Source organism: Microbacterium hydrocarbonoxydans (assembly GCF_023715885.1).
GTDB lineage: Bacteria > Actinomycetota > Actinomycetes > Actinomycetales > Microbacteriaceae > Microbacterium > Microbacterium hydrocarbonoxydans_C.
Genome location: NZ_JAMBOY010000007.1, coordinates 1 through 11,989, shown reverse-complemented (window position 1 = coordinate 11,989; position 11,989 = coordinate 1). Strand labels below are relative to the sequence as shown.

The following is an 11,989-nucleotide window of genomic DNA, read 5'->3' as shown; positions in this document are numbered from 1 at the left end:
ACGCGAAAGGGCTGATCATGAGCGACACCACACCCGACCAGGACCCGGCCTCCGACCTCACCCCCGAGGCGCAGGCTCCCACCCCGACTCCGTCGTCCGACGTCCCGGGCGAGTTCACCGCGACCGGCCCCTCGGTCGAGACTCCGACTCAGGGCGCAGGAGACGAGAACGCGACCGACGGCCAGGCAGAGACTCCCGAGCAGGCGGAGTCTCCCGAGGACGCAGACCCCGAAGAGGTGCCGAGCACCGAGGAGCTCGAGGAGCCCAGCACCGAGAAGTCCCCCGGTGAGGAGCCGAAGGCCCCGAAGCGCGACGACCCCGAGCCCGACCATCAGGCGGTCGGGATCGGGGTCATCGACGGTCCGCAGACGGACCAGGGCGACTGAGGCGGCTCCTACCCCACCCCGACGCCCGCGTCCCGGTCGCGGATCGTGCCGCCCCGAGGGCGCGGAGACGGCACGGACTGCGGCCGGAACGAGTGCGGGGAGCTACTCGACGAGCTTTCCTGTCGTGTCGACGTCGCGCATGAGCTCCGCGATCTCGTCGGGGATCGGCGGGATCAGCTCGTGCGTCACGCCCGCGGCCGGGCTCCACACCAGGTTCACCTGCAGCGTCGGATCGGTGTCGGGGTAGTCGCTGCGGTTGTGGCATCCGCGGGTCTCCCGACGCTCCAGCGCCGCCTCCAGTGTGGCCCTCGCCGCGATCGCCGACGCCTTGAGGTCGAACGCGTGCGCGAGATCCTGGAACCCGGCGATGTCGGGGTGGATGCCGATGTCCTCCATCCGCCCCTCGATCATGTCGAGGTCCGCGAGGCCGGCACGCAGCCCGTCCTCCGACCGCACCACACCCGCGTGCTCCGTCATGGTGTTGCGGATCGCGCGCTGCAGGGCGCGGACGTTCTCGTGGCCGTCGGCGGCAAGCAGGTCGTCGATCTCGGCGCGGGCCTGCGCCACGGCATCCGCCGACCGCTTCTGCGCGTCGAGACCGGCCGCGTGCGCCATCGCGGCCTGGCCGACGATGCGCCCGTACACGAGCAGCTCGATGAGCGAGTTGCCGCCGAGGCGGTTGGCGCCGTGCAGTCCGCTCGACGCCTCGCCGATCGCGTAGAGACCGTCGACGTCGGTCTGGTGGTCTTCCGGGCGCACCCACACGCCGCCCATCGAGTAGTGCGCCGTGGGCGCGATCTCTATCGGCTCGGCGGTGATGTCGAGCATCTGCAGTTCCATCATCGTCTGGTAGACGCGGGGCAAGCGCGTCATGATCGTCTCGCGCGGCAGGTGCGAGACGTCGAGCCAGACGCCGCCGTTCTCGGTGCCGCGCCCCTCCGCGATCTCGGTGTAAGCAGCGAGCGCGACGCGGTCGCGGGTCGACAGCTCCATCCGCTCGGGGTCGTACTTCTCCATGAACCGCTCGCCGAGCGCGTTGCGCAGGATGCCGCCTTCGCCGCGAGCGGCTTCGGAGATGAGGGTGCCCGCGGCGTTCTCGGGCTCGATGATCCCCGAGGGGTGGAACTGCACGAGCTCGGGGTCGCGCAGCCGCGCGCCGGCCTCGACCGCGAGGCGGAACGAGTCGCCGGTGTTCTCGTCGCGACGAGAAGAGGTGCGTCGCCAGATGCGGTTGTGGCCGCCCGCGGCGAGGATCACGGCATCGGCATGGATGAGGTAGCGCGTGCCGTCGGCCTGGTCGAAACCGTACGCACCGAAGACGACGTTGTCTCGGACGAGGAGCCGCGTGATGTAGACGTTGTCGAGGATCGGCACGTCCAGCTGCTCGGCCTTCGCGACGAGAGTGCGCTGGATCTCGAGGCCCGTGTAGTCACCCGCGAAGGCGGTGCGGCGGAAGGTGTGCGCGCCGAAGAACCGCTGCGAGATGCGGCCGTCGTCTTCCCGGGCGAAGTCCATTCCCCAGCGTTCGAGATCACGGATGCCGCGCTCGGCGCCCTGCGTCACGATCTCGACCGTGTGCGGGTTGGCGAGCAGATAGCTCTCCTTGATCGTGTCGGCGGCGTGCTGCTGCCAGGTGTCGTCGGCGTCCATGGTGCCGAGGGCGGCGTTGATGCCGCCGGCCGCGAGCGAGGTGTGCGCATCCTGTCGGGGGCGCTTGCCGACGGCGAGGACGTCGATACCGTGCTCGGCCACCTCGATCGCGGCGCGCAACCCGGATCCGCCCGTCCCGATGACGAGGACCGTGGTGGAGATCTGCCGTTCGCGTGTACCCATGGGATCCACGCTAGGAGGCGACCCTCATACCGTCCAATGCATAGTTTCACTGCTTTCGATAGACTGCGGGAATGAACTTGGAGCAGCTCCGAGGTTTCGTCGAGGTCGCCCGTCTCGGTCACTTCACGCGCGCCTCCGAGCACCTCCACCTCGCGCAGCCGTCACTGAGCCGACAGATCTCGACGCTCGAACGCGAGCTCGGCGCCGAGCTGTTCCACCGGGCGCGGGGCCACATCGCCCTCACCTCGGCGGGTGAGGCGCTGCTCCCCCGCGCGCAGCGGATGCTGTCGGAGGCCGAGGCGATCCGCGAGGAGATGGGCGAGCTCGCCGGGCTCCGACGCGGACGGGTGCGGCTCGGCGCGCCGCCCACCCTCTGCATCAGCCTCGTCGCCGAGGCGATCAGCGCGTTCCACGCCGCCCACCCCGGCGTCGACCTGCACCTCGACGAGAGCGGATCGCGGCTGCTCGTCGAACAGCTCGCGGTCGGCGCCGTCGACATCGCCCTGATCACCGAGTCGGAGGGGCCGCCGCCCTCGGGCTTCAGTCTGAGTCGGATGCCGCTGCTCACCGAGGAGCTGGTCGTCGTCTCCGCGGCCTCTCAGCCTCCGGTCGCCGTGACGCCCGCGATCGGACTCGAGCACCTCGCGACGCTGCCGCTCATCGCCCTCGACGAGACCTACGAGCTGCGCGCGACGACCGATGCGGCGTTCCGTTCGGCCGGACTCACGCCGACCTACGTGCTCGAGGGTGCGGAGATGGATGCCCTGCTCCGCTTCGTCGAACGCGGAGTGGGCGTGGCGGTCGTGCCGGCGATGGTGCTGCTCGATCAGCCGGCGCTGCGGTCGGTGCGCCTGACCCACCCGATGATGCGGCGCACCGTGAGCCTCGCGCACCGCGCCGACGTCACCCCGGCGGTCGCGGTCGCCGCGATGCGCCAGGTCATCGTCGCCACGGCCGCCGAGGTCGCCCGCCGCGACCCCGCGATCACGACCCTGCTCGACTGACGGCATCCTCGACCGACCTGCAGGTCGCGATTCCCGATGCAGGGCAGGAAGCCCGATTCCGGCCCTGCCTGCGTGTATCGGACCGACAGCCGGGTTCGATCAGGATGCGGCGAGCTCGTCACGCAGGAGCGCCGCGCCCGCGCTGAGCGCGCTGAGCTTGCCGAGGGCCGCCGCTCGCGGCAGCGGCGCCATGCCGCAGTTCGTGCTCGGCACGAGCTTGTCGGAATCCACGTAGGCGAGCGCCTCGCGCAGCACGTCGGCGACCTGCTCCGGCGTCTCGACGCTGTCGCTCGCGACGTCGATCGCGCCGAGCATGACATTCTTCCCTCGGATGAGCTCGATGAGGTCGAGGGGCACGTGCGAGTGCGCCCGCTCCAAGGAGACCGTGTCGATGATCGACTTCTGCAGCAGCGGGAACGACTCCTCGTACTGACGCCACTCCGGTCCGAGCGTGGCCTTCCAGTCGGTGTTCGCCTTGATCCCGTAGCCGTAGCAGATATGCACGACGGTCTCGGCGCGCAGCCCCTCCGCCGCGCGCTCCAGCGCCGCGACTCCCCAGTCCTTCAGCTCGTCGAAGAAGACGTTGAACGCGGGCTCATCGAACTGGATGATGTCGACCCCGGCTGCCTCCAGCTCGCGCGCCTCCTGATTGAGGATGGTCGCGAACTCCCACGCGAGCTTCTCGCGGCTGCGGTAGTGCCGGTCGGCCAGCGTGTCGATCATCGTCATCGGCCCGGGCAGCGCCCACTTGATGGGCTGATCGGTCTGCGCGCGGAGGAACCGCGCGTCGTCGACGAACACCGGCTTCTCGCGGCTCACCGCACCGACGACGGTCGGCACGCTCGCGTCATACCGGTCGCGGATCCGCACCGTCTCGCGCCGGTCGAAGTCCACGCCGCTGAGGTGCTCGATGAACGTCGTCACGAAATGCTGGCGGGTCTGCTCGCCGTCGCTGATGATGTCGATGCCGCGGCGGGACTGCTCCAGCACGGCACTGCGCAGAGCATCCTGCTTCCCTTCGGCGAGCGCGTCGCCCTCGAGCTTCCAGGGCGACCAGAGGGTCTCGGGCTCTGCGAGCCACGACGGCTTGGGAAGGCTGCCGACGATCGACGTGGGCAGGATCTCGTGGGCAGCGCTCACGCGGCCACCGCCGGCTTCGATGCCCCGGTCGCACGGCCGGACGCCCACTGCGCCAGCAGCTCGCCGTGCGGTGCGATGAAGTGCTCCTGCGTGTGCTTTCCCTGGGCGAGCGCAAGGCGGCTGCGCTCTTCGCGGTCGTACCCGATGCGGGTCGTCGAGAAGTCCTGCTGGTCGAGGGTCGGACGGTACACGCTCGCGGCGGCGGAGTTCGCGTTGTAGATCTCGGGACGGTAGATCTTCTGGAAGGTCTCCATCGTGGCGATCGTGCCGATCAGCTGCAGGGCGGAGTAGTCGCCCAGCAGGTCGCCTTCGAAGTAGAAGGCGAGTGGCGCGACGCTGCCCGGGGGCATGAAGTAGCGCACGGTCAGGCCCATCTTGCCGAAGTACGCATCGGTGAGGGATCCGTCGTCATCCTGCACGTACTCGACGCCGAGGATGGGGTGGTGGTTCTCGGTGCGGCGATACTCCTTGCTCGTCGAGACGCTGATGCAGATCACCGGCGAGGTCGTGAAGCGCTCGCGGTACGCGTTCGAGGCGAGGAAGCTCCGGAACAGCTTGCCGTGCAGGTCGCCGAAGTCATCGGGGACCGTGAACCTGCCGGCCGCCTCGGCCGCAGCGGGGAGAAGGATGCTGAAGTCGTAATCGCGCACGTAGGACGAGAAGTTGTTCCCCACGATGCCGTGATGGCGGGCGCCGGTCGATCGGTCGACGATCGTGATGTCGAGGACTTCGAGCAGCGGGAATCGCTCGTCGTCGCCTCCGTCGGCGAACTCGAGCGCCGCGGAGATGATGTCGAGCTCGAGCGTGTAGCGGTCCCTCGTCGGGTTGTCCCAGTGCGCGAGGTCATTGAACCGACGGTCGATCATCGTCAGCGCGTTGCGGAGGTTCTCCTGACGATGCTCGCCGCGGGCGAGGTTGGCGAAGTTCGTGGTGATGCGCGAGTCGGCGGACGGCGTGTAGTCCTCGTCGAAGCGCGTGGTGGTGATGTGGAACGTGAAGTCGTTCGCCATGAGCGGCCCATCTGTCAGAAGTCGGTAGCTCCATGGTGCAGTCGGACTCGACATATCGGGTAACTATCCCGACCTATGCGCGGGTATAGTCTCCACCTATGGCACGCGCATCCAGCGGCATCACGCTGCAGCAGCTCCACTACTTCGTCGAGGTCGCCGCGGAGGGATCCATCAGTGCCGCCGCCGACCTCCTCTATGTGTCACAGCCGACCATGTCCGCCGCCATGAAGGATCTCGAGACGCGTGCCGGCCGCACCCTCCTCCTCCGCTCGGCCCGCGGCGTCACCCTCACGGCCGACGGGGTGGAGTTCCTCGGGTACGCGCGGCAGGTCACGGAGCAGGTCGCGCTGCTCGAGCAGCGTTACCTCGGCCGGCCGCCGTCGCGTCGCCTGCTCGGCGTCTCGGCGCAGCACTACTCCTTCGTGATCGACGCGTTCGTGCGCATGGTGAAGGCGAGCGGGGCGGCCGAGTACGAGTTCTCGCTCCGCGAGACGCGCACGTGGGACATCATCGAAGACGTCCGGACGCTGCGCAGTGAGCTCGGCATCCTCTACCGCAACGACTTCAACCGCAGCGTCATCGACAAGCTGCTGCGCGACTCGGGCCTGGCGTTCCACCCCCTCTTCCTCGCCGATCCGCACATCTTCATCTCGCGCAAGAACCCGCTCGCCACGCGCGACCGCGTGACCCTCGACGACCTCGCCGGCCTCCCCCGTCTCACCTTCGATCAGGGCGCGAACAACTCGTTCTACTTCGCCGAGGAGATCCTGTCGACCCTGTCGAGCGCCCGGGAGATCCGCGTCTCGGACCGCGCGACCATCTTCAACCTCATGATCGGCCTCGACGGGTACACGATCTCCACCGGCATCATCAGCGACGACCTCGATCCCGAGATCGTCGCGATCCCGCTCGACGTCGACGAGCGCATCGAGATCGGCTGGATCGGCCACTCCGCGATCCCGCTCACGGAGCAGGCGCAGCGCTACCTGGACGAACTGCGGGCGGTCGTCGCCGCCTTCGGAGTCGAACTCCTCGGCTGATCGCCGGAGAAGGCACGGGAACGCCTCGGATGATACGGCGTCCGAGGCGTTCTCCATGGTCGGTCAGGCCTCTACAGACACCTTCTTCGCCTCCGCCTTCGCCTGGGCGCGTGCCACGATGCGCCCGCGCACCGCGAGGGTGAGGACGATGGCCAGGATCGCATACAGCGCGATCGAGATCGGACCCTGCACGAGCACCGAGAAGTCGCCGTTGGCGCTCATCGCGGCATCTCGCAGGCTCGTCTCGGCCAGCGGTCCGAGCACCATGCCGATGATGAGCGGTGCGAGCGGGTAGTCGAGCGCCCGCATGAGGAAGCCGAGCAGTCCGATCCCCAACAGCATGAGCAGATCGAACACCGATCCGCTCGTCGCGTAGATGCCGAGTGCGCAGAAGAGCGTGATCCCCGCGTACAGGTAGGGACGCGGGATGAGCAGCAGCTTTGCCCACAGCATCGCGAACGGGAGGTTCAGGATGAGCAGCACGATCATCGCGATGAAGAAGCTCGCCAGCAGCGCCCACACGAGCTCGGGCGCCCGCTCGAACAGCAGCGGACCGGGCTGCAGACCGTACTGGCGGAAGGCGGCGAGCATGATCGCCGCGGTCGCCGAGATGGGCAGCCCCAGGGCGAGCAGAGCGCCCATCGCCATGCTCGTGGTCGAGTTGCCTGCGGCTTCGGGAGCCGCCAGACCGCGGATCGCCCCGGTGCCGAACTTCGGGTGCGCCCTGCGCGCATCGAGCCTCTTCTCGAGTCCGAACGCCAGGAAGGTGGGGATCTCCGAGCCACCCGCCGGCACGACGCCGAACGGCAGGCCGATCGCCGTGCCCCGGAACCAGGCGGGGGTCGCTTCCTTGAATTCGGCCCGGGTGAGCCAGGGCCGCCCCGACGGCTTGATGAGCGCCTTATCCTTCATGTGCCGTTCGAGGCAGGCGACGTAGATGACCTCTCCGAGCGCGAGGATCGCCACGGTCACGGTGACCAGCGAGACGCCGTCGAAGAGGTTCGGCGACCCCATCGTGAAGCGCGGGGCACCCGAGACGCCGTCGACGCCGATCACGGCGATGCCGAGGCCGATGAACAGCGACGTCAGCCCCTTGATGACGTTGTCGGTGACGACCGACGAGGTGGCGACGAAGGCGAACACGGCGAGCGCGAAGAACTCCGCCGGTCCGAACCGGCTCGAGAAGTCGGCCAGCGCCGGAGCCAGGAAGACCACGACGATCGATCCGACGAACCCGCCGATGAAGGCGCCGATCGCGGCGGTCGCGAGCGCCTGGGCCGCCCGTCCATTACGAGCCATCTTGTGGCCCTCGATGGTCGAGGCGATCGCCGACGCCTGTCCCGGCGTGTTCATCAGGATGCCCATCGTGGAATCGCCGAAGAGCCCGCCGAAGTAGACGCCGGCGAACATGATGAACGCCGCCGTCGGTTCGAGTGAGAAGGTCACGGGCAGCAGCAGGGCCACCGCCATCGAGGATCCGAGGCCCGGCATGACGCCGACCGCGGTGCCGAGCAGGCACCCGATGAGAACCCACACGAGGTTCTGCCAGGTGAGGGCTCCGGCGAAGCCCTCCGCGAGAAGCTGCAGCACATCCATGTCAGAACCCCCAACCGAGAATGCCCGAGGGCAGAGACATGCCGAGCGCCATGTCGAACGCGATGTACGAGAGCGAGCTCACGGTCAGACCGACCACGAGGCTGAACAGCCAGCGGGTCGAGCCGAAGCCGCGCGCGATGCACCAGAACAGGAGTCCTGCGGCGATGATCCAGCCGAGAATGTTGAGCACGAGTGCGAAGACGAGGAACGAGCCCACCACCCAGGCGAGGGATCTCACGTCGACCCGGACCGTGCGGGGCACGGCCGGCTCCTCGGGCGTGGAAGCGGATGCCGGTGCAACCGGAGCTGCTGCGGCGGATGCCGCGGCGTCGTCCTCTGCGCGATGCTCGCGCACCGCGCCGACGGCGAGCACCGCGGCGAAGAGGTAGAGCCCGGCCGCGATCAGCGTCGGGAAGAACTGCGGCCCGGGGAAGGCGGTCCCCTCGGGGACCTTCATCGTGAGGATGCCCACGAGCAGGTAGGTCGCGAAGGCGACCAGCACGGCCGGCATGGTGAGGTTCTTCAGCAGCGCCGCCACGCGTCCGGGTCCCGCCCCGAAAGCCAGTCGCTGCCCGACGACCGCGGATACCGCTGTCGGATTGCTGGATGACATCACAGACCCATCTCCTCGTACAGCTGCTCGATACGGGAGTGCTCGTCGGCGAGGAACGCGTCGAGATCCTCCCCCGTGATGACCCGCTCCGTCCAGTGGTAGCGGTCGATCGCGTCCTGCCACTCCGGTGTCTCGATCGATTCGGTGATCAGGTCGCGCAGTCCGTCGACCTGATCGTCGGCGAGCCCTGCCGGCGCGGCGAGCATGCGCCAGTTGGTGAGCGAGACGTCGTATCCCTGCTCGGCCGCCGTCGGGATGTCGATGCCGTCGACCGGCTCCTCCGCGACGAGGGCGAGCACCCGCAGACGGCCCGACTCGATCTGGTCGATGTTGTCGGGATAGCCGCCGGCCGCCGCCTGGGCCGTGCCGTTGAGGAGGGCCTGGATCGCCTCTCCTCCACCGTCCGACGAGATGTACGTCGTGTCGAGGGGGTCGATGCCCGCGCTGAGCGCGAGGTCCGTCACCACGAGCTGGTCGAACGACCCGCCGCCCGTCCACGGCACGCCCTTCGGATCCGCCTTCCAGGCCTCGACGAGATCGTCGAGCGTCTCGTGCGGGGAGTCGGCCGGCACCACGATGACGTCGTACTCCTCGACGACCACGGCGAGCGGAGTCACGTCGTCGAGCGTCGCCGCGGAGCCGAACTGGATCGTCGCCGCCATGAGTCCGGTGCCTCCGACGAGGAGGTTGTTCGGCTGCCCCTCGAGCACTGAGACGTTGCCGAGGGCGATCGTGCCGCCGGCACCCGGCATGTTCACGACCTGGACGTTGTTGACGAGCCCGTTCGCCTTCTGCGCCTGCTGCAGCTCGCGGGCCACGCCGTCCCACCCGCCGCCGGCCGCTGCCGGCGCGATGATCGTCATCGACGCGTGGATGTCCTGTCCGGCCGCGGCCGAAGTGATGGAACCGAATGCGGCGATACCGATCGCCGCGGCGGCGACCGTGCCGCCTATGACGCGGGGCAGGACCCGCGCTCCCGATGAACTCGTCGTCATCATCGCCTCCTCGTGCGGACATCGTCGTCGCCGCAAGACGGTTATTAGGATGGCAAGGGTCCGAGCGCACGTCGCGTGCGCTCGGCTTTGTGCTCATAGATGCTCATGACGCTCAGAGACGAGCGGCGGACGGCGATCCCGCGACGGAGAGGTGGTCGAGATGAGACGCATCAGCCGCGCCCGCACGGTGCGCCTCGGCGTGCTCCTGCTGCCGAGCGTCATCGTGCTCGCCGCCGTCGGCGTGACGGCCGGGGTCGCGATCACCGCGCAGGAGCGCAGCATCCGCGCCGCAACGGCCGACCGCGTGCACGAGGTCGCCGCGAGCCTCGCCGTGCTGCCCGAGGTGCGGAGGACCCTGGAATCGACGGTCGACAACGGCGACGACGACGATCTGGCCGACGCGAGCGACCTCTCCGCGGCGACAGAGGAGCTGCAGCCGCTCGCCGACATCGTCGGGCAGGCCGCCGGGGTCTACTACGTCGTCATCACCGACGACGAGGGGGTGCGGATCACACATCCCCTGCTCGAGGAGCGCGGGGTGCAGGTGTCGACCACGAACGAGTCGGTCTTGGCGGGCGAGGAGTTCCTGGGAACCGAGACCGGTCCGTCCGGGCGCTCGCTGCGCGCCAAGGTCCCCGTCTACGGCGACGGGGACCGGGTCATCGGGATGGTGGCGGTCGGCGTGCTGGAATCGAGTCTCTCGGCGCAGCGGGACGAGGCCCTCGGCGACCTCCTGCCGTGGATCGTCGGAGCTCTCGTCGTCGGCACGCTGGCGAGCTCGGCCGTCGGCGCCGCGATCGAGCGGCGCTTCCGTCGTCTCGACGAGCAGGCCGCGGAGCACGAGCACCTGCGGCGCACCACCACCGCCCTGCAGGAGCAGTCGCACGAGTTCAGCACCCGGCTGCACGTGATCCATGGGCTCGTCTCACACGGCGATACCGACGACGCGCTCGCGTACATCGATGGCATCGTACCCGTGCTCACCTCCGAGCGTCCGGCGGTGGGCGGTGCCGCGGTCATGGGCGCGGCGATCGAAGCCGTGCAGAACGAGCTCACGGCCGTGGGCGCGCGGCTGGAGCTCGACGTCGACGACGACATCACAGTCGACGAGGGCGTGCTGCTGGTCATCGCGAACCTCTGCCGCAACGCGGGCGAGGCCGGCGCGCAGCGGGTCCGATGCACCGTGAAGGAGCGCGGACGCACCCTGGTCGGCTCGGTCGAGGACGATGGACCGGGCATCGACCCCGCCGACGTCGAGCGGGTGTTCGCCCGCGGCTACTCGTCGAAGGCGGATCGCTCGGTCGGCGGGCGTGGCATCGGTCTCGACCTCGTGCGCCGCACGGTTGCGGCGCGGGGCGGCGTGATCGAGGTCGGGCGATCGTCGCTCGGCGGCGCGCGCTTCGACTTCGAGATGGATGGGGCGCGATGAGCGGCATCCGTGTCCTCGTGATCGACGACGACCCCGGCGCTCGTGCGCTGCACGGTCGATTCATCGCCGAGACTCCCGGTTTCGAGCTGGTGGGAACGGCCGGCACGGGTGCCGCGGCGCTCGCGCAGGTGACCGACGACGTTGATCTGCTGCTGCTCGACATGCGCCTGCCCGACATCAGCGGCGTCGAGGTGCTGCACCGGCTCCGCGCCTTCGGCGCAGGTGGCCCCGATGTCCTCGTCATCAGCTCATCGCGTGATCAGGTGACGGTGCGCCAGGCGCTCGCGGCTCACGTGGTCGGGTATCTCATCAAGCCCTTCACTCAGGACGTGCTGCGTCGGCGGCTCGAGGAGTACGCGGCCCGACGCAACGCTCGCGACGGCGATGAGCACGACCGGCCGCTGGCGCAGGGCGAGGTCGACCGCCTGCTGGCCACCGGGACCATCCGACTGGGCGACCGCGCAGCCGATCGCCCGTCCACGCCCTCGTCCGCCCAATCTAGCGGACTGCCGAAGGGACTCGCGGAGGTCACGCTGGCGCGCGTGATCGCGGCTCTCGACCCCGTCGCCTCGCGGTCGGCATCCGACATCGCTGCGGCCTGCTCGCTCTCGCGAGCGACCGCTCGCCGTTACCTCGACCACCTCGTCGCGACAGGCGTGATCGACCTCGCGCACCGGTACGGCAAGCGCGGGCGACCGCAGGTGCTCTATCGCCTCGCGCCCTCGCCCGACGCGTGACGGTGGCGGCGGAACAATCCCGGGATGCAGAAATCCCCGCCGCTTCCGCGACGGGGATTTCCGAGTGATGTGCGCCCGAAGGTGTCTGGGTTCAGGACATAGGCGACACGTGATCGGCGACACGTGAGTCGCGTCATAGGCGACAGTGGGGCATGTCGTCGAAGCATCGGGTCGTGGTGTTGAAGATCATCGCTGGAGAACTCTCG

11 protein-coding genes are annotated in these 11,989 nt (G+C 69.1%); 5 read left to right on the top strand and 6 right to left on the bottom strand.

Translation table 11 applies throughout. The features are described 5' to 3' along the window. Positions 1–17 precede the first annotated feature (17 nt). On the top strand, positions 18–386 hold the full coding sequence (locus tag M3195_RS15580; RefSeq protein ID WP_251588925.1) for a hypothetical protein: 369 nt from the start codon (positions 18–20) through the stop codon (positions 384–386). A gap of 102 nt (positions 387–488) precedes the next feature. Here the strand turns inward: M3195_RS15580 and M3195_RS15575 are convergent, their stop codons facing one another. Then, positions 489–2,219, bottom strand: a complete 1,731-nt coding sequence (locus M3195_RS15575) for an L-aspartate oxidase (RefSeq protein ID WP_251588924.1) — start codon at positions 2,217–2,219, stop codon at positions 489–491. A 71-nt stretch (positions 2,220–2,290) separates the two neighbouring features. Between M3195_RS15575 and M3195_RS15570 the strand changes: the two genes are divergently transcribed. Then, a complete protein-coding gene (locus tag M3195_RS15570) occupies positions 2,291–3,223 on the top strand; it encodes a LysR family transcriptional regulator (RefSeq protein WP_251588922.1) in 933 nt (310 codons plus the stop codon). A 99-nt stretch (positions 3,224–3,322) separates the two neighbouring features. Here the strand turns inward: M3195_RS15570 and M3195_RS15565 are convergent, their stop codons facing one another. Continuing rightward, entirely contained in the window at positions 3,323–4,363 is a 1,041-nt protein-coding gene (locus M3195_RS15565) for a methionine synthase (protein ID WP_251588920.1), read from the bottom strand. Next, on the bottom strand, positions 4,360–5,373 hold the full coding sequence (locus M3195_RS15560) for a putative oxygenase MesX (RefSeq protein WP_251588918.1): 1,014 nt from the start codon (positions 5,371–5,373) through the stop codon (positions 4,360–4,362). Before M3195_RS15560 ends, M3195_RS15565 begins: the two co-directional genes overlap by 4 nt. A gap of 98 nt (positions 5,374–5,471) precedes the next feature. Between M3195_RS15560 and M3195_RS15555 the strand changes: the two genes are divergently transcribed. Further along, positions 5,472–6,413 (top strand): LysR family transcriptional regulator, encoded by a 942-nt coding sequence (locus M3195_RS15555; RefSeq protein ID WP_251588917.1) that lies wholly within the window; start codon positions 5,472–5,474, stop codon positions 6,411–6,413. Positions 6,414–6,476: 63 nt separating this feature from the next. Here M3195_RS15555 and M3195_RS15550 read toward each other — a convergent pair whose 3' ends face one another. Genes M3195_RS15550 through M3195_RS15540 form a run of 3 tightly spaced genes read right to left on the bottom strand, consistent with a single transcriptional unit; the run spans position 6,477 to position 9,617 of the window. After that, entirely contained in the window at positions 6,477–8,009 is a 1,533-nt protein-coding gene (locus M3195_RS15550; protein WP_251588916.1) for a tripartite tricarboxylate transporter permease, read from the bottom strand. A 1-nt stretch (position 8,010) separates the two neighbouring features. Next, positions 8,011–8,622, bottom strand: a complete 612-nt coding sequence (locus M3195_RS15545) for a tripartite tricarboxylate transporter TctB family protein (RefSeq protein ID WP_251588915.1) — start codon at positions 8,620–8,622, stop codon at positions 8,011–8,013. Continuing rightward, positions 8,622–9,617: a tripartite tricarboxylate transporter substrate binding protein gene (locus M3195_RS15540; protein WP_251588914.1), complete on the bottom strand. Its 996-nt coding sequence runs from the start codon at positions 9,615–9,617 to the stop codon at positions 8,622–8,624. The genes M3195_RS15545 and M3195_RS15540 overlap by 1 nt, the downstream gene beginning before the upstream one ends. A gap of 160 nt (positions 9,618–9,777) precedes the next feature. Between M3195_RS15540 and M3195_RS15535 the strand changes: the two genes are divergently transcribed. Both M3195_RS15535 and M3195_RS15530 read left to right on the top strand, forming a co-directional pair. Then, positions 9,778–11,046, top strand: a complete 1,269-nt coding sequence (locus M3195_RS15535) for a sensor histidine kinase (RefSeq protein ID WP_251588913.1) — start codon at positions 9,778–9,780, stop codon at positions 11,044–11,046. Then, positions 11,043–11,783 (top strand): response regulator, encoded by a 741-nt coding sequence (locus M3195_RS15530; RefSeq protein ID WP_251588912.1) that lies wholly within the window; start codon positions 11,043–11,045, stop codon positions 11,781–11,783. Before M3195_RS15535 ends, M3195_RS15530 begins: the two co-directional genes overlap by 4 nt. The last annotated feature ends 206 nt before the right edge of the window (positions 11,784–11,989 follow it).